General features: G+C 70.0%; 22 protein-coding genes. 18 read left to right on the top strand and 4 right to left on the bottom strand.

What is annotated here, in order from left to right:
* Positions 1–2 precede the first annotated feature (2 nt).
* Positions 3–875: a ribose-phosphate diphosphokinase gene (locus JMV16_RS11900; protein WP_201494492.1), complete on the top strand. Its 873-nt coding sequence runs from the start codon at positions 3–5 to the stop codon at positions 873–875.
* Positions 872–2,035 (top strand): HD-GYP domain-containing protein, encoded by a 1,164-nt coding sequence (locus JMV16_RS11895; protein WP_201494491.1) that lies wholly within the window; start codon positions 872–874, stop codon positions 2,033–2,035. Before JMV16_RS11900 ends, JMV16_RS11895 begins: the two co-directional genes overlap by 4 nt.
* Here the strand turns inward: JMV16_RS11895 and gpmA are convergent, their stop codons facing one another.
* Complete coding sequence (gpmA, locus tag JMV16_RS11890) at positions 2,036–2,782, bottom strand: 2,3-diphosphoglycerate-dependent phosphoglycerate mutase (RefSeq protein WP_201494490.1); 747 nt, start codon at positions 2,780–2,782, stop codon at positions 2,036–2,038.
* Positions 2,783–2,829: 47 nt separating this feature from the next.
* On the opposite strand from gpmA, the gene JMV16_RS11885 reads away from it, so the two are divergent.
* The 4 genes from JMV16_RS11885 (at position 2,830) to JMV16_RS11870 (ending at position 5,206) form a co-directional block, all read left to right on the top strand.
* Complete coding sequence (locus tag JMV16_RS11885; RefSeq protein ID WP_201494489.1) at positions 2,830–3,258, top strand: rhodanese-like domain-containing protein; 429 nt, start codon at positions 2,830–2,832, stop codon at positions 3,256–3,258.
* Positions 3,259–3,335: 77 nt separating this feature from the next.
* A complete protein-coding gene (gene grxC, locus JMV16_RS11880) occupies positions 3,336–3,593 on the top strand; it encodes a glutaredoxin 3 (protein WP_201494488.1) in 258 nt (85 codons plus the stop codon).
* Between the two features lie 127 nt (positions 3,594–3,720).
* Positions 3,721–4,194: a protein-export chaperone SecB gene (gene secB, locus JMV16_RS11875; RefSeq protein WP_201494487.1), complete on the top strand. Its 474-nt coding sequence runs from the start codon at positions 3,721–3,723 to the stop codon at positions 4,192–4,194.
* A 19-nt stretch (positions 4,195–4,213) separates the two neighbouring features.
* Complete coding sequence (locus JMV16_RS11870; protein WP_201494486.1) at positions 4,214–5,206, top strand: NAD(P)H-dependent glycerol-3-phosphate dehydrogenase; 993 nt, start codon at positions 4,214–4,216, stop codon at positions 5,204–5,206.
* Positions 5,207–5,224: 18 nt separating this feature from the next.
* On the opposite strand, the gene trmL is transcribed toward JMV16_RS11870, so the two are convergent.
* Both trmL and JMV16_RS11860 read right to left on the bottom strand, forming a co-directional pair.
* Entirely contained in the window at positions 5,225–5,695 is a 471-nt protein-coding gene (gene trmL / locus JMV16_RS11865) for a tRNA (uridine(34)/cytosine(34)/5-carboxymethylaminomethyluridine(34)-2'-O)-methyltransferase TrmL (RefSeq protein ID WP_201494485.1), read from the bottom strand.
* A gap of 5 nt (positions 5,696–5,700) precedes the next feature.
* Positions 5,701–6,417 (bottom strand): ComF family protein, encoded by a 717-nt coding sequence (locus tag JMV16_RS11860; protein ID WP_236580479.1) that lies wholly within the window; start codon positions 6,415–6,417, stop codon positions 5,701–5,703.
* On the opposite strand from JMV16_RS11860, the gene JMV16_RS11855 reads away from it, so the two are divergent.
* From JMV16_RS11855 to JMV16_RS11825, 7 genes are all read left to right on the top strand, one after another.
* On the top strand, positions 6,416–7,354 hold the full coding sequence (locus JMV16_RS11855; protein ID WP_201494484.1) for a biotin synthase: 939 nt from the start codon (positions 6,416–6,418) through the stop codon (positions 7,352–7,354). The genes JMV16_RS11860 and JMV16_RS11855 overlap by 2 nt on opposite strands.
* A 309-nt stretch (positions 7,355–7,663) precedes the next feature.
* A complete protein-coding gene (coxB, locus tag JMV16_RS11850) occupies positions 7,664–8,845 on the top strand; it encodes a cytochrome c oxidase subunit II (protein ID WP_201494504.1) in 1,182 nt (393 codons plus the stop codon).
* Between the two features lie 30 nt (positions 8,846–8,875).
* Positions 8,876–10,510 (top strand): cytochrome c oxidase subunit I, encoded by a 1,635-nt coding sequence (ctaD, locus tag JMV16_RS11845; RefSeq protein ID WP_201494483.1) that lies wholly within the window; start codon positions 8,876–8,878, stop codon positions 10,508–10,510.
* Positions 10,507–10,644, top strand: coding sequence for a hypothetical protein (locus tag JMV16_RS11840; RefSeq protein ID WP_201494507.1), 138 nt, complete (start codon positions 10,507–10,509; stop codon positions 10,642–10,644). Before ctaD ends, JMV16_RS11840 begins: the two co-directional genes overlap by 4 nt.
* A 5-nt stretch (positions 10,645–10,649) precedes the next feature.
* The gene (locus JMV16_RS11835; RefSeq protein WP_201494482.1) at positions 10,650–11,249 is read left to right on the top strand and encodes a cytochrome c oxidase assembly protein; all 600 of its coding nucleotides are present in this window, start codon (positions 10,650–10,652) and stop codon (positions 11,247–11,249) included.
* Positions 11,246–11,473 carry a DUF2970 domain-containing protein gene (locus JMV16_RS11830; protein WP_201494481.1) on the top strand — a complete coding sequence of 76 codons (228 nt, stop codon included), beginning with the start codon at positions 11,246–11,248 and terminating at the stop codon, positions 11,471–11,473. The genes JMV16_RS11835 and JMV16_RS11830 overlap by 4 nt, the downstream gene beginning before the upstream one ends.
* A 46-nt stretch (positions 11,474–11,519) precedes the next feature.
* Positions 11,520–12,404, top strand: coding sequence for a cytochrome c oxidase subunit 3 (locus JMV16_RS11825; RefSeq protein WP_201494480.1), 885 nt, complete (start codon positions 11,520–11,522; stop codon positions 12,402–12,404).
* A gap of 48 nt (positions 12,405–12,452) precedes the next feature.
* On the opposite strand, the gene JMV16_RS11820 is transcribed toward JMV16_RS11825, so the two are convergent.
* Positions 12,453–12,674, bottom strand: a complete 222-nt coding sequence (locus JMV16_RS11820; protein ID WP_201494479.1) for a twin transmembrane helix small protein — start codon at positions 12,672–12,674, stop codon at positions 12,453–12,455.
* Positions 12,675–12,719: 45 nt separating this feature from the next.
* On the opposite strand from JMV16_RS11820, the gene JMV16_RS11815 reads away from it, so the two are divergent.
* From JMV16_RS11815 to JMV16_RS11795, 5 genes are read left to right on the top strand one after another with little or no spacing between them, the layout of a single operon-like run.
* A complete protein-coding gene (locus tag JMV16_RS11815; protein WP_236580477.1) occupies positions 12,720–13,430 on the top strand; it encodes an SURF1 family protein in 711 nt (236 codons plus the stop codon).
* Positions 13,381–14,097, top strand: coding sequence for an SCO family protein (locus JMV16_RS11810; protein WP_201494477.1), 717 nt, complete (start codon positions 13,381–13,383; stop codon positions 14,095–14,097). Before JMV16_RS11815 ends, JMV16_RS11810 begins: the two co-directional genes overlap by 50 nt.
* Entirely contained in the window at positions 14,094–15,227 is a 1,134-nt protein-coding gene (locus JMV16_RS11805) for a COX15/CtaA family protein (RefSeq protein WP_201494476.1), read from the top strand. Before JMV16_RS11810 ends, JMV16_RS11805 begins: the two co-directional genes overlap by 4 nt.
* A 13-nt stretch (positions 15,228–15,240) precedes the next feature.
* A complete protein-coding gene (cyoE, locus tag JMV16_RS11800; protein WP_201494475.1) occupies positions 15,241–16,158 on the top strand; it encodes a heme o synthase in 918 nt (305 codons plus the stop codon).
* Complete coding sequence (locus JMV16_RS11795) at positions 16,134–16,742, top strand: SCO family protein (RefSeq protein ID WP_201494474.1); 609 nt, start codon at positions 16,134–16,136, stop codon at positions 16,740–16,742. The genes cyoE and JMV16_RS11795 overlap by 25 nt, the downstream gene beginning before the upstream one ends.
* Positions 16,743–16,753: the final 11 nt, after the last annotated feature.

Genomic DNA, 16,753 nt, shown 5'->3' with positions numbered 1-16,753 from the left:
ACATGTTGCTGGCATTCGAGGACGAAGCAGACTTGGCCCAGGGCCTGGCCAGTGCGCTGGGCCAGCCGCTGGCCCTGGTGCGCCGCCACCGCTTCCCGGACGGCGAGACGCGGCTGCGCCTGCCACCCGATCTGCCCGAACGCACCATCGTGCTGCGCGGCCTGCAAGACCCCGACGCCAAGCTGGCTGTGCTGCTGCTGGCCGCCGCAGGCGCCCGAGAACTCGGCGCCCGCCACCTCACCCTGGTCAGCCCGTATCTGGCCTATATGCGCCAGGACATGGCCTTCACGCCGGGCGAGGTGGTGAGCCAGCGCCACCTGGGCCGGTTGCTCGCCGCCGCCTTCGACACCCTGGTCACGGTCGATCCCCATCTGCACCGCGTGGCGACGCTGGACGAGGTGGTGCCGGGCCGGCGCGGCCTGGCGCTGTCGGCGGCGCCGCTGCTGGGCGCCCATGTCGCGCGTCAGGTGCCCGATGCGCTGCTGCTGGCGCCCGACGAGGAGGCTGGCCAATGGGTGCGCGCCGCCGCCACCGCCCACGGCCTGGACCACGCGGTCTGCCGCAAGCAACGCCATGGCGACCGCGAGGTCGATGTCGCCCTGCCCGACGCCGATGTCAGAGGCCGCGCCGTGGTGCTGCTCGACGATGTCGCCAGCACCGGCCGCACCCTCATCGCCGCCGCCCAGGGCGCGCTGGCCCATGGCGCGGCCACGGTGGATGTGGCGGTCTCGCACGCGCTCTTCGTCGGCGACGCCTATGCCGCGGTGCGCGCCGCCGGCGTGCGCCACATCTGGAGCAGCGACTGCGTGCCCCATGCCAGCAATGCGGTGTCGGTGGTGCCGCTCATCGCTGCGGCGCTGCGGGGGCTGGCATGAAGCCCCCGGTGCCATTGGCGGAACTGCGCGGCATTCTGGTCGACGGCGAGCCGCTGCCCTTTCGCGTCGTCGACAACCTGGGCCGCCTGCTGCTGGCCCTGGGCCAGCGCATCCACGGCGAGCGCCAGTTCGCGGCGCTGATCGAGCGTGGCGCCTGCGTCGACCACGCCGAGGCCGCCGCCGTGCGCCAGGCGCGCGGCTTCATCGCGGAGAACGACACCACCGCCGGCAGGGCGCGCAGCATGACCTGGTTCGACGCTCTTGAGCAGCAGGTCTGGCTGCTCGACGACCTGCTGCGCAAGCTGCCGGCTGCCGCCGGCGCCAACGACTGGCCGGCCCAGTTCGAGGCCTTTACTGACGCCCACATCGCCCTCGTCGAGCGCCACCTCGACGCCGCCCTCTTCGTCTGCGTGCGCCAGCAGGACCGCCGCTTCGCCCTCTACGCCCTCACCCATGCGCTGCACAGCGCCACCGTGGTGCTGCTGGCAACGCGCCAGCTCGGCTGGCCGGCCGAGCGCGAGCGCATCGCGGTGCGCGCGGCGCTGACGATGAACGCCTCCACGCTGGAGTTGCAGGCGCGCATGGCCGAGCAGGTGGACCCGCCGAGCAAGAAGCAGATGGACCTGATCCGCGCCCACCCGCTGCAGTCGGCCCAGATGCTGCGTGATGCCGGCGTCACCGATGCTGACTGGCTGGACGCGGTGGAACAGCACCACGAGCGCAGCGGCGCCGGCGGCTACCCGCGTGCGCTGGCCGAGCCTGGTGAGATTGCCCATGTGCTGCGTGCCGCCGATGTCTTCACCGCCAAGATCACGCCACGGGCTCTGCGTCCGGCGCTGCTGCCGCAGGCGGCAGCGCGCCAGCTGTTCCAGGAAGAGAAGGGCGGCGCCATCGCCACGGCGCTGATCCGCGCCGTCGGTGTCTACCCGCCGGGCGAGTTCGTGCGCCTCAAGAACGGCGAAACCGCCATCGTGATCCAGCGTGCCACGGCTGCCGAGGCCGCCGTGGTGGTGTCGCTGAACAGCGCCACCGGCAAGGCCCTGGCCGGGACACCCAGGCGCGACACCCGGCTGCCGGAGTACGTCATCGCCGGCCCGCTGCAGGAGCGCAACAGCCTGCCGCGCATACTGCCCGAGCAGGTGTACGGGCTGCTCGACTGATCAGCCGCCCTTGCCCTGGGCCGCCACCGCGGCGGCGGCCTTGGCAGCCGCCTCGGCATCGCCCAGGTAATAGCTCTTGATCGGCTTCAAGCTGGCATCCAGCTCGTAGACAAGCGGGATGCCATTGGGGATGTTGACGCCGACGATGTCGGCGTCGGCGATGCCGTCGAGGTATTTCACCAGCGCGCGGATGCTGTTGCCGTGGGCCGCGATCACGATGCGCTGGCCGTCGCGGATGGCCGGTGCGATGCGTTCGTTCCAGAACGGCAGCACCCGCGCCACGGTGTCCTTCAGGCACTCGGTAAGAGGGATCTGCTCCGGCGCCAGGCGGGCGTAGCGCGGGTCGGCGCGCTCGCTGCGCGGGTCGCCGGCTTCCAGCGCCGGCGGCGGCGTGTCATAGCTGCGGCGCCACACCAGCACCTGCGCGTCGCCGTACTGTTTGGCCATGTCCGACTTGTTGAGGCCCTGCAGCGCGCCGTAGTGGCGCTCGTTCAGGCGCCAGTCGTGCTGCACCGGCAGCCAGGTGCGCTCCATCTCGTCGAGCGCGTGCCACAGTGTCCACACGGCGCGCTTGAGCACCGAGGTGTAGGCGACGTCGAACTCCCAGCCACCCTCGCGCAGCAGGCGCCCGGCCTGGCGTGCCTGGGCCACGCCGGTGTCGGTGAGCGGCACGTCGGTCCAGCCGGTGAAGCGGTTTTCGAGATTCCAGGTGGATTCGCCGTGGCGTATCAGTACGAGCTTGTGCATGGGGCGGATTCTATAATTCGCGGTTTTGCAGCAGCGCGGCGGGCCCCTTGAATTTCTTTGTCGACAACTGGTACCTCTTTATGGTGGCCGCCATCTCCGGTGGCCTGCTGGTCTGGCCGGTGCTGCGCGGGGCTGGCGGCGGTGGTGCCGGCAGTGTCGGCACGGCCGAGGCGGTGCGCCTGATCAACCGCGAGAAGGGGGTGCTGATCGACGTGAGCGAGCCCAACGAATATGCCGCTGGCCACGCCGGCGGCGCGCGCAATGCGCCGCTGGGGCAACTCGAGGGCTCCAAGGCTGTGCCCACCAACAAGACGCTGCCCGTGCTGCTGATCTGCCCCAGCGGCGCCCGCGCCGCCCGCGCTGCGGCCCAGTTGCGCAAGGCCGGCTGGGAGAAGGCGGTGGCGGTGGCCGGCGGCACGGCGGCCTGGCGCGAGGCGCAGCTGCCGATCGAGAAATCGGCCGAAAAGGCAGGCTGAACCGCCGCTGAAGGCCGGCGCCGGCAAAGGGCAGGGCGGCGCAGGACAATGCAGGTTTTGGACTACCGAGCCTCCGCATGACACCGGTCCGGATGTACACGACCCAGGTCTGCCCCTTCTGTGTGCGCGCCAAGGCGTTGCTCAAGCAGCGGGGCGTCGAAGCCATCGAGGAGATCCGTGTCGATCTCGACCCCGCCGAGCGCGAGCGCATGATGAGCCTCACCGGCCGCCGCACCGTGCCGCAGATCTTCATTGGCGACACCCATGTCGGCGGCTGCGACGACCTGATGGCGCTCGACCAGCGCGGCGGCCTGCGGCCCCTGCTGGGCATTTGACACCCGGCACTTGATCACGGCGCGGCCCCGGGCGGGCGCGGGCGCTCGGCGATAATCCGGGGTTGCGGTCCGGCGCCATGGCGGCGTCGGGCTTTTCTTCGCACTTTCCGTCACTCTTGGAACCGACATGGCCGACGAGACTCCCGTTTTCCAGATCCAGCGCATGTACCTCAAGGATCTGTCGCTCGAGCAGCCCAATTCGCCGCAGATCCTGCTCGAGCAGGCCCAGCCCCAGGTTGACATCAATCTGGCCATGGGCGCCGAGCCGGTGGCCGACGGCGTCTTCGAGGTCACCGTCACCGCCACCGTCACCACCAAGGTGAAGGACAAGGTGCTGTTCCTGGTGGAGGCCAAGCAGGCCGGCATCTTCGAGATCCGCAACGTGCCCGATGAGCAGATGCAGGGCATCATCAGCATCGTCTGCCCGCAGATGGTCTACCCCTACCTGCGCGCCATCGTCTCCGATGTCTGCACGCGCGCCGGCTTCCCGCCCATTCTGCTGACCGAAGTCAATTTCCAGGCCATGTTCGAGGCCCAGCAGGCGCAGGCCGCCGCGGCGCAGTCGGGCAACGGCTCGCGCATCATCACCGGCGCCAACTGAAGAAGGCACGGGGCCGGCGATGAAGATCGCGGTCCTCGGCGCCGGCGCCTGGGGCACGGCGCTGGCCGCCGCGGCGGCGCCCCGCCATGAGGTGCTGCTGTGGGCGCGCGACGCCGCCCAGGCCGTAGCCCTTGCGGACGAGCGCCGCAACGCGCGCTACCTGCCCGAGGTTGAACTGCCGCCGGCGCTGCGCGTCACGGCCGACCGGCAACAGGCGCTGGCCCATGCGGCCGGCGGCCTCACCGTCATCGCCACGCCGATGGCGGGGCTGCGCGAGCAGCTTTCATCGCTGCCCGATGCGCGTGCCGCGCTCTGGCTGTGCAAGGGCTTTGAGGCCGGCAGCGGCGCCCTCGGCCACGAGTTGGCGCGCCAGCTGCGCCCGGGCTCGGCCTGCGGCGTGCTGTCGGGCCCGAGCTTCGCGCTCGAGGTGGCGCGCCAGCAGCCCACGGCCCTGGTCGCGGCCAGCGCCGACGCCGAACTCGCCACCGCCGCGGTGGCCGCCTTTCACAGCGAGGCACTGCGCGTCTACACCAGCGCCGACATCGTCGGCGTCGAGGTCGGCGGCGCGCTCAAGAACGTGCTTGCCATTGCCACCGGCATCGTCGACGGCATGCCGCAGGCCGGGCTCAATGCGCGCGCCGCCCTCATCACGCGCGGCCTGGCCGAGATGACCCGCCTGGGCCTGGCCCTGGGTGCGCGTGCCGAAACCTTCATGGGCCTGTCGGGCCTGGGCGACCTCGTGCTCACCGCCACCGGCGACCTGTCGCGCAACCGCCGCGTCGGCCTGCTGCTGGCCGCCGGCCAAAGCCTGGCCCAGGCCCTGGCCTCGCTGGGCCATGTCGCCGAAGGCGTGCCCACCGCCGCCACCGCGCTGACGCGTGCGCGAGGCCTGGGCGTCGAGCTGCCCATCACCGAGGCCGTGGTCGATGTGCTCGAAGGCCGCTTGCCGCCTGCCGAGGCGATGACGCGCTTGATGGCGCGCCAGTCGCGCGCTGAATCCGCGTTTGGTTAGCGCGAGGCCAAGGCCGCCTCAGGCCGCGCCCTCGTAGCCCTGCTGCCGCCAGGCCTCGAACACTGCTACCGCCACGGCGTTGCTGAGGTTGAGGCTGCGCTGGCCGGCGCGCATGGGCAGGCGCACGCGCTGCGCCGGCGGAAAGCTCTCGCGCAGTGCCGGCGGCAGGCCGGCGGTCTCGCTGCCGAACACCAGCCAGTCGCCCGGTTGCCAGCGCATTGCGGCCAGCGGCTGGGCGCCCTGGGTCGTGAAGGCATAGCAGCGGCCGGCTTCGGGCGCCTCGGCCTGCAGCAGCGCGGCCCACGAGGCATGGCGGCGCACACGCGCGGTCTCGTGGTAGTCGAGCCCGGCGCGGCGCAGCAGCTTGTCTTCCATCGCAAAGCCCAGCGGCTCGACGAGGTGCAGCGTGCAGCCGGTGTTGGCCGCCAGGCGGATCACATTGCCGGTGTTGGGCGGGATCTCCGGCGCGACGAGGACGATGTGGAACATCTCGATCAATCGCCCGGTGTGGGCGTGCGCGCCACCACCCATACCTGCACCGAGGCGGCACCAGCGCGCAGCAGCTGGGCCGCGGCCTCGCGCAGGGTGGCGCCGGTGGTCATCACGTCGTCCACCAGCGCCAGCGCGCGTCCCTGCAGCGCATTGCGGCGGCGTGGGTCGACCATGAAGGCGCCGGCCAGATTGCGCTGGCGCTCGGTGCGCGGCAGGCCAGCCTGGTGGGCGGTATCCAGCGTGCGCTGGAGCAGATCGCCATGGGCCGGCAGTCCCAGCGCTGCGGCGAGGCGCCGCGCCAGCTCCCAGGCCTGGTTGTAGCCGCGCTCGGCCAGGCGCGGCGGCGCCAGCGGCACCGGCAGCACGGCGGCTACGCGCGGCAGTGCTGCCACGGCGAGCGCATCCAGCAGCGGCCCTGCCAGCACGCCGGCCAGCTCAGAACGGCCATGGAACTTGAAGTCGGCGATCACGCGGTCCCAGGGGAATCCGTAGTCGACGGCACACACCGCGGCCTCGAAGGGCGGCGGCTGGCGCAGGCATTCGCCGCAGGCCGCGGCTGCCAGGCCCAGCGGCAGGGCGCAACGGCGGCAGCGCGGGCGGGGTGCGCCAAAGCGGGCCATGCAGTCGGTACACAGCGCCGCGCTCGTCCATTGCCGGCAGATCTCGCACTGACCGGGCATGAAGGGGCGGCGCATGCGGCCAATATACAGTTTGCCCATGGCCGAACCCGACCCCAGCGCCGCAAACGTCCCCAGCTCGCGCAATGCGCGCCGCCCCGTGGCCGAGCCCGCGCTGGCACACCAGCGGCGGCGCCTGAACCGTGCCGAGGCGCCGCCCTGGCTGCATGGCGAAGTGGCGCGGCGCATGGCCGAGCGGCTGTCGGTGGTACGCCTGCAGCCCAAGCGCGTGCTCGACTGGGGCGCCTTTCTCGGCGCCAGCCAGGCGGTGCTGGGCCAGGCCTATCCCAAGGCGCAGTGGCTGGGGCTGGAAAGCGACACCGAACGCCACCGCGTCAGCGCCGCCGCGCTGCAGCAACCCTGGTGGTCGCCGCGGCGCTGGGCCGGTGCGGCGCCGGCGCTGGTCGAGGGCGATGCGCCGGCCCCTGGTGCGGCCGAGCTGCTGTGGGCCAATATGCATCTGCACCTGGAGGCCGACCCTCAGGCGTTGATGCGGCGCTGGCAGCAGGCGCTGGCGGTCGACGGCTTCCTGATGTTCTCGACGCTGGGGCCGGGCTCGCTCAGCGGGCTTGCTGCCGTCTATGCCGAGGCCGGCTGGCCGCCGCCCTTCGCGCCCTTCGTCGACATGCACGACCTGGGCGACATGCTGATCGAGGCCGGCTTTGCCGATCCGGTGATGGACCAGGAGATTCTCACGCTGACCTGGGCCTCGGCCGATGCGCTGCTGGCCGAGCTGCGCGGCCTGGGCGGCAATGCCGATGCGCGCCGCCACCCGGGGCTGCGCACGCCGCGCTGGCGCGAGCGCCTGGCCGCGGCCATCAACGCGCGGGCCGGTGCCGACGGCCGTGTCTCGCTGGCCTTCGAGATCGTCTACGGCCATGCCTTCAGGCCCCCGCCGCGCCCGCGCGTGGCGGCCGAGACCGCGGTGGCTCTGGAAGACCTGCGCACGATGGCGCGCGCCGGGCGCAAACCGGCCTGAGAGTCGGGGCCCGAGGTTGGCCTAGGGCTTTCCCCGAGACCTCAAATGAGACTTACCCCGGGGCTAGAATCCGCCGCTTTGCGGTCGGGCTGCCGGCTTTCGACCTGCTGCGCTTCACGCGTATTTCCGCCGCTGTTTCCGCCTCTTTCATCACACGTTTGCCGGATGTCCGCAACCCTTGTCCCCAATCCCCGGTCGATGGCGCTGCGCGCCGCGGGCGCTGCAGGGGTTGCCGGGGCCGGTGGCGTATCCAGCGCAGCATGCCGGTCTGGCCCGAGAACGATTCGAACTGAAATGACGACGACGATGATGAACACCTTCGCCCCGCGACACCGCCTCGTCAACCGCGCCTTGCAGGCCTTGTTTGCCACCGGCGCCGGGCTCGCCGCTGGCGCTGCCCAGGCGGTGAATGACCTGCCCGGCGGCCCCGCCGTGCGCCAGCTGGACTTGCATCCGGCTGTCACCCGCATCGCCGAGCAGCAGCACTGGCTGCACAACTTCATGCTCGTCGTCTGCGTGGTGATCTTCGTCGCCGTGTTCGGCGTGATGTTCTATTCCATCCTCAAGCACCGCAAGTCCATCGGCCACAAGGCGGCCAACTTCCACGAGAGCGTGGCGGTGGAGATCGCCTGGACCGTCGTGCCCTTCGTCATCGTCATCGCGATGGGCGCGATGGCCACGCGCACCGTGGTGGCGATGAAGGACACCAGCAATGCCGACCTCACCATCAAGGCCACCGGATACCAGTGGAAGTGGGGCTACGACTACCTCAAGGGCGAGGGCGAGGGCATCGCCTTCCTGTCGACGCTGGACAATGCCCAGCGCCTGATGTCCGACGCCGGCAAGCCGGCCGGCGACGACTACCTGCTCAAGGTGGACAACCCGCTGGTGGTGCCGGTGGACCGCAAGGTGCGCATCATCACCACCGCCAACGACGTCATCCACGCCTGGATGGTGCCGGCCCTGGGCGTCAAGCAGGACGCCATCCCCGGCTTCGTGCGCGACACCTGGTTCCGTGCGGAGAAGACGGGTGATTTCTACGGCCAGTGCGCCGAGCTGTGCGGCAAGGAGCACGCCTACATGCCGATCCACGTCAAGGTGCTGAGCCAGGCCGACTATGCCAAGTGGGTGGAGGGCCAGAAGAAGGCCATGGCCGCCGCGGCCGACGACCCGGCCAAGGTCTGGCAGCTGGCGGATCTGGTTGCCCGCGGCGAAAAGGTCTATGCCGCCAACTGCGCCGCCTGCCACCGGCCCGACGGCAAGGGCGCAGGCCCGATCAAGCCGCTGGACGGCGCCGCCGTGGTGCAGGATGCCGACGCCGGCAAGCAGATTGCGGTGCTGCTCAACGGCCAGAACAACGGCACCATGCCGGCCTGGAAGTCGCTCTCCGACACCGAGATCGCGGCCGTCATCACCTACACCAAGAACCATTGGAGCAACAAGACCGGGCAGGCCGTGCAGCCGTCCCAGGTCGTTGCCGCCCGCAAGTAATCGCTGGACCAAGCCCCAAGGAATCACGACATGAGCGCAGTCCTCGACCCCCACGGCCACGCCGGTCACTCTGACCACGGCCACGACCACGACCACGGCCATCCGCATGGCTGGCGACGCTGGCTGTTCGCCACCAACCACAAGGACATCGGCACGATGTACCTGCTGTTCAGCTTCACGATGCTGATGGTGGGTGGCGTGCTGGCCCTGGGCATACGCGCCGAGCTGTTCCAGCCCGGGCTGCAGTTCGTGAACCCCGAGCTGTTCAACCAGCTCACCACGATGCACGGCCTGATCATGGTCTTCGGCGCCATCATGCCGGCCTTCGTGGGCTTCGCGAACTGGATGCTGCCGCTGCAGATCGGCGCCGCCGACATGGCCTTCGCGCGCATGAACAACCTCAGCTTCTGGCTGCTGATTCCGGCCGCGCTGATGCTGGTGGGAGGCTTCTTCATGCCCGGCGGCGCGCCCGCCGCGGGCTGGACGCTCTACGCGCCGCTGACGCTGCAGATGGGCCCCAGCATGGACGCCGGCATCTTTGCCATGCACATCATGGGCGCCAGTTCCATCATGGGCTCGATCAACATCATCGTCACCATCCTCAACATGCGCGCGCCCGGCATGACGCTGATGAAGATGCCGCTGTTCGCCTGGACCTGGCTCATCACCGCCTACCTGCTGATCGCGGTGATGCCGGTGCTGGCCGGTGCCATCACGATGACGCTGACCGACCGCCACTTCGGCACCAGCTTCTTCAACCCCGCCGGCGGCGGTGACCCGATCATGTACCAGCACATCTTCTGGTTCTTCGGTCATCCCGAGGTCTACATCATGATCCTGCCGGCCTTCGGCATCGTCAGCGCCATCATCCCGGCCTTTGCGCGCAAGCGTCTGTTCGGCTACACCAGCATGGTGTACGCGACCTCGTCGATCGCCATCCTGTCCTTCATCGTCTGGGCCCACCACATGTACACCACCGGCATGCCGGTGACGGGGCAGCTCTTCTTCATGTACGCGACGATGCTGATCGCGGTGCCCACCGGCGTGAAGATCTTCAACTGGCTGGCCACCATGTGGCGCGGCTCCATGACCTTCGAGTCGCCCATGCTGTGGGCCGTGGGCTTCCTCTTCGTGTTCACGATGGGCGGCTTCACCGGCCTCATCTGCGCCATGGCGCCGATCGACATCCAGATCCAGGACACCTACTACGTGGTGGCCCACTTCCACTACGTGCTGGTGGCCGGCTCGCTGTTCGCGATGTTCGCCGGCTACTACTACTGGGCGCCCAAGTGGACCGGCGTGATGTATTCCGAGACCCGCGGCAAGATCCATTTCTGGGGCTCGATCATCTTCTTCAACGTCACCTTCTTCCCGATGCACTTCCTCGGCCTCGCCGGCATGCCGCGCCGCTATGCCGACTACCCGATGCAGTTCGCCGACTTCAACGCCCTCGCCACCGTCGGCGCCTTCGGCTTCGGCCTGATGCAGGTCTACTTCTTCTTCTTCGTCGTGCTGCCGGCGATGCAGGGCAAGGGCGAGCCCGCGCCGCAGAAGCCCTGGGAAGGCGCCGAGGGCCTGGAGTGGGAAGTGCCGTCGCCGGCGCCCTGGCACACCTTCGAGACGCCGCCCAAGCTCGACGCCAGCGCCACGCGCGTGATCGGTTGAGGCCAGGCACCGACATGAGCGGCGGCGAGCAGCAACAACGCAAGGCCAACGTCCGGCTCGCGCTGGGCCTGGGCCTGGCGGCGCTGCTCTTCGGCCTGGGCTTCGTCGCCAAGATTGTCTGGCTGGGCCCCTGAGCCGCATGGTCGCCCTGCCCGCGCTGCTGCTGGACAACCGGCGCCTGCTCGCCAAGCTGCTGGTCATCACCGCGGTGATGTTCGGCTTCGGCTATGCGCTGGTGCCGATGTACCGCGCCATCTGCGACGCGCTGGGCATCAATGTGCTGTCGCTCGCCGAGCAGCGCGTCGCCTCGGGCAACTGGGCCGCGGGCGCCGCCAAGGCGCAGGCCAACACCCAGGTCGACCTCACGCGCAGCATCACGGTGGAGTTCGACGCCAATGCGCGCGGGCCCTGGGAGTTCAAGCCCGGCCAGCGCTCGGTCTCGGCCCACCCGGGCGAGATGGTCACGGTGATGTACGAGTTCCGCAATCCGCAGAACCGGGCCATGGTCGCCCAGGCCATTCCGAGCTATGCGCCCATGCAGTCCGGCGCCCATTTCAACAAGGTCCAGTGCTTCTGCTTCAACGAGTGGACGCTGGCGCCGGGCGAGAGCAAGCAGTGGCCGGTGGTCTTCGTGATCGACCCCAAGCTGCCGCGCGACGTCACCACCATCACCCTGTCCTACACCTTCTTCGAGGTCGGCGGCAAGGTGCCGGCGGCGCCCAAGGGAGCGGGGGCATGAGCGATCTCAAGCAGGCCGCCCAGCGCCCCGCTTCGCTGCTGCAGACGGTGCGTGCCGTGGCCTGGTCCTTCTTCGGCGTGCGCCGGCGTGCTGACTGGGAGCAGGATGTGGGCAAGCTCAACCCGCTGCACCTGATCATTGCCGGCATCCTCGCCGCGGTGCTTTTCGTCGCCGCCATCGTGGTGCTGGTGCGCTGGGTGGTCGCCAGCGGCGTTGCCACCTGAACAGTCCAAACCAATTCGTTTTCCGGGATCGAGGAGGGTCACCCCCATGTCAGCCAACACCCACGCGGGCAGCGCGCCGCACTACTACATTCCATCGCCTTCGCGCCATCCGGTGATGGTGTCCTTCGGCCTGCTGCTGGTGATCTACGGCGCCTCGCGCTGGGTCAACGGCGCCGGCTGGGCGGCCTATGTGCTGATGGCCGGCATGGCGGTCTGGCTGACGGTGCTGTTCCAGTGGTTCCGCCAGGCCATCGGCGAGAGCGAGGGCGGGCTGTACTCCGACCGCGTCGATGTCTCGTTCCGCTGGAGCATGAGCTGGTTCATCTTCAGCGAGGTGATGTTTTTCGCCGCCTTCTTCGGCGCCCTCTACTGGGCCCGCGTCCACGCGCTGCCGATGCTGGGCAACCTCGACCACCAGCTGCTGTGGCCCGACTTCAAGGCCATCTGGCCCAGCGCCGGCGGCGGCATCACGGCCTCGCCGGCCGGCACGGTGGAGCCCTTCACCACCGTCGGCCCCTGGCCGCTGCCCACCATCAACACCGCGCTGCTGCTGACCTCGGGCGTGACGCTGACCATTGCCCATCACGCGCTCATCGCCAACCAGCGCGCCAAGACGATTTTCTGGATGTGGATCACGGTCGCGCTGGGCGCCACCTTCGTCGGCGTGCAGGCCTATGAATACCACCACGCCTATGTCGAGCTGAATCTCAAGCTCAGCTCGGGCATCTTCGGCTCCACCTTCTTCATGCTCACGGGCTTCCATGGCTTCCACGTCTTCGTGGGCATGCTGATGCTCACCTTCATCACCATCCGCCTGATGAAGGGCCACTTCACGCCCGAGCGCCATTTCGGCTTCGAGGGCGCGGCCTGGTACTGGCACTTCGTCGACGTGGTCTGGCTGGGCCTGTATTTCCTGGTCTACTGGCTATAAGCCTCGCCAGCCGCCGCGACAACGCCGCCTTGCGCGGCGTTGTTTGTTTCAGCGGCCGGCGGGAATGCCGCTCGGATGCACCCAGCCCATGAACCAGCCGAGCAGGATGAAGAGGAAGAGCGCCACCGACAGCGCAATGCGCAGCGTGAGCGCACGCGCCATGCGGCGGCCTCGCGGGTCGCCGCCGTCGCTCTTGCGCAGCATGAAGAAACCGGCGCTGGCCAACGCCGCCAGCACCGCCACCAGCATCAACACCATCACGATCTTCATGGGCGGCAATTATCCGCCGCGGTCCCCGAGATGACCCTGCGCCGCTTGATCCCGCTGCTCGCCGCGCTGGCGTTGGTGCTGGCCACGGCGCGGCTGGGGCTGTGGCAGCTCGACCGCGCGGCGCAGAAGCTGGCGCTGCAGGATGCCCTGCTGCGCCAGCGCGCGCTGCCTGCCCTGGCGCCGGCCGAACTGCCCCGCAGTGCCGAAGACGCGGATCGCCTGCAGCACCGCCTGGTGCGCCTGCAGGGCCGCTGGCTGTCCGCACGCACTGTCTACCTCGACAACCGGCCCCTGAACGGCCGCGCCGGCTTCTACGCCGTGACGCCGCTGCAGCTGCCCGACGGCAGCGCGGTGCTGGTGCAGCGCGGCTGGCTGCCGCGCGACGGGGCTGACCGCACGCGCATCGCGGCCCCGCCGTCGCCGGCCGGTGAGGTGGCCGTCATCGGCCGCATCGCCCCCCGGCTTTCGCAGGCCTATGAGCTGGGCGCGGCGGCCTCGGGCGCGATCCGTCAGAATCTCGACCTCGCCGCCTATGCGCGCGAAGCCGATCTGCCGCTGCGCCCGCTGGCCGTGGTGCAGGAAGATGGCGATTCCCCCCCGGCCGATGGCCTGTTGCGGCAATGGCCGCAGCCGGCCGCCGATGTCCACAAGCACTACGGCTATGCCGTGCAGTGGTTTGCGCTCTGTACGCTGACCCTGGGCCTCTATGTCTGGTTCCAACACATCCGACCCCGCCGCAGCCAAGGCCGACGCTGAGCCGCTGGCCTTTACCGTCCACCGCCTGGACGTGCCCGATCTGGCCAGCCCCGAGGCCCAGGCGCGGCGCACGCGCCAGGGCCGGCTGCGCATGCTGCTGGTGCTGGCCGTGTGCGCCGCGCCAGTGGTGGCCTCCTACTTCATGTACTACGTCGTGCGGCCGCAAAGCCTCACCAGCTATGGCACGCTGATCCAGCCTACGCGCGGCCTGCCGCCGGCGCTGGCGCTCACCACACTGGACGGCGCGCCGGTGGCGGCGCGCTCGTTGCGCGGCCAGTGGCTGCTGGTCACTGTCGGCCCCTCGGCCTGCGATACCGGCTGCGAGGCCCGCCTCCTGATGCAGCGCCAGCTGCGCGAGATGCTGGGCCGCGAGCGCGAGCGCATCGACAAGCTCTGGTTCGTCATTGACGGCGGCGCGGTCGCGCCCGCACTGCGCGCCGCCATCGAGGCCAAGCCGGCGCTCACCGCGCTGCGCGCCGACCCCGCGGCGCTGGCCGCCTGGCTGGCGCCAGCGCCGGGCCAGGCGCTGCAGGACCACCTCTACCTCGTCGACCCGCATGGCGAATGGATGATGCGCTGGCCGGTGGCGGCCGAGCCGGCGCGGGTCAAGCGAGATCTCGACCGCCTGCTGCGCGCCGCGGCCTCGTGGGACTTACCGGGCCGATGAACACGGCCGCCGCCAGCGTTGCCGCGGTCGACTACGCCCCCGCGCTGCGCCTGCTGCTCGGTGCGGCGCTCGTCGCGCTGCTGCCGCTGGCCTGGGTCTGGCTGCGTCAGCGTGACACGCCGCGGCGGCTGGCGGCCCTGACCGCGCTGACCCTCTTCCTGACCTTCGACCTGGTGGTCTTTGGCGCCTTTACGCGGCTTACCGATTCAGGCCTCGGCTGCCCCGACTGGCCGGGCTGCTATGGCGAGGCCAGCCCGCTGGGTGCGCGCGAGCAGATCCACGCCGCGCAGGCGGCCCTGCCCGACGGCCCGGTGACCTGGCACAAGGCCTGGATCGAGATGATCCACCGCTACCTCGCGGCCACTGTGGGCGCGCTGATCCTGGTGCTGGCCGCGGTGAGCTGGCGCGAGCGACAGCGCCTGCCGCACACGCCCTGGTGGCCGACGCTGACCCTGGCCTGGGTCATCGTGCAAGGCCTGTTCGGGCGCTGGACGGTCACGCTCAAGCTCTATCCGGCCATTGTCACCCTGCACCTGCTGGGCGGGCTGGCGCTGCTGGTGTTGCTGGCCTTCCAGCACGCGGCCTACGGCCGCCAGCCGCTGGCGCTGCCGGCGGTGCTGCGGCGCGGCGCGTTGATGGCCATGGCCGTGCTGGCTGTCCAGGTGGCTTTGGGTGGCTGGGTCAGCACCAATTACGCCGTGCTGGCCTGCGAGGGCTTTCCGCTCTGCAATGGCCAGGCCTGGCCGACGATGGATTTCGGCCACGGCTTCACGCTGCGGCGCGAGCTGGGCCTGGCCGGCCACGGCGGCGCGCTGCCCTTCGAGGCCCTGGTGGCCATCCAGATGGCGCACCGGCTGTTCGCCGTCATCGCCAGCGCCGTGCTGGCTTGGCTGGCCTGGGCGCTGTGGCGCCGGGGCGGGGCCGGGCGCTTTGGCGCCGGCCTGGGCGCGCTGCTGCTGCTGCAGTGGGCCAGCGGGCTGTCCAACGTCGTGCTCGGCTGGCCGCTGGTGGCGGCGCTGGGCCATTCGGCCGGCGCCGCCGCGATGGCGCTGCTGCTGGCGCTGCTTATCGCACGCGCGGGCGTTGCCCCTGCCCCTGCACGCCCTCAGCCGCTGCCGGTGGCTGCCTAGAATCGACCGCCCCATGTCCCAGACCCTTGCCGCCCCCCGTTCAGCCGCCACGCGCTGGTCGCAGTTTTACGCGCTGACCAAGCCGCGCGTGATCCAGCTGATCGTCTTCTGCGCCCTCATCGGCATGCTGCTGGCCCAGCCTGGCCTGCCCGACTGGCGCCTGGCCGGCGCCGCCACCGTGGGCATCTGGCTGGTGGCCAGCGCCGCGGCGGCCTTCAACTGCCTGGTCGAGCAGCAGATCGACCGCCGCATGGCGCGCACCGCCTGGCGGCCTTCGGCCAAGGGCGAACTGCCTTCTGGCCAGACCCTGCTGTTTTCGGCCGTGCTGTGCGCTGCCGGCAGCGCTGTGCTGTACTTCTGGGTCAATGCGCTGACGATGTGGCTCACCTTTGCCACCTTCGTCGGCTATGCGGTGGTCTACACCGTGGTGCTCAAGCCGCTGACGCCGCAGAACATCGTCATCGGCGGCGCCTCGGGCGCAATGCCTCCGGTGCTGGGCTTTGCCGCCATGCGCGGCGAGGTCGGCCACGAGGCGCTGATCCTCTGCCTCATCATCTTCCTCTGGACGCCGCCGCACTTCTGGGCCCTGGCGCTGTACCGCGCCGAGGACTACCGCCGTGCCGGCCTGCCCATGCTGCCCATCACGCATGGCTCCGAGTTCACGCGGCTGCAGGTGCTGCTCTACACCATCGTGCTGTTCGCGGCCACGCTGCTGCCCTTTGTCTTCCGCATGAGCGGCGCCATCTACCTGGCCGCGGCCCTGGTGCTGGGCGGGCTCTTCATTCTCTATGCCTGGCAGCTGTGGCGCGACTACAGCGACGCGCTGGCGCGCGCCACCTTCCGTTTCTCGATCTGGCACCTCTCGCTGCTCTTTGCCGCGCTCTTGCTTGACCACTACCTGATGCCATGGATAGCGCTCGTCGTCGGCTGATTGCCCTGGGCCTGGCCGCCCCAATGGCTGTGGCCCTGACGGGCTGCGAACGCAGCGCGCCGCCGCCGCCGGCCTTCAAGTCCATCGACATCACCGGCGCCGAGTACGCACGCGATTTCGACCTGCCCGATGTCGACGGCAAGCGCCGCCGCCTGGCCGATTTCAAGGGCAGCCTGGCGGTGGTCTTCTTTGGCTACACGCAATGTCCCGACGTCTGCCCGACGACGATGATGGAGCTGGCTCAGATCAAGAAGGAATTGGGCGCCGATGGCGCCCGCGTGCAGGGTATCTTCATCTCCGTCGACCCCGAGCGCGACACGCCCGAGGTGTTGAAGGCCTATGTGGGCGCCTTCAGCCCCGATTTCGTCGCGCTGCGCGGCAGCGCGGAAGAAACGGCGGCGGCGGCCAAGGCCTTCAAGGTCTTCTTCGCCAAGGTGCCGGGCCAGGCCGCAGGCAGCTACACGATGGACCACACGGCCGGCAGCTATGTCTTCGACGCGACGGGCCGCGTGCGCCTGTTCACGCGCTACGGCATGGGGTCGGACACCTTGAAGTCCGACCTTCAGCTGCTCCTGAAGGGCTGAGCCGCGGCGTC

Source organism: Rubrivivax sp. A210 (assembly GCF_904426505.1).
GTDB lineage: Bacteria > Pseudomonadota > Gammaproteobacteria > Burkholderiales > Burkholderiaceae_C > Rubrivivax.
Note: the sequence above shows the minus strand (reverse complement) of the source record. Positions and strands in the feature narration are given on the sequence as shown.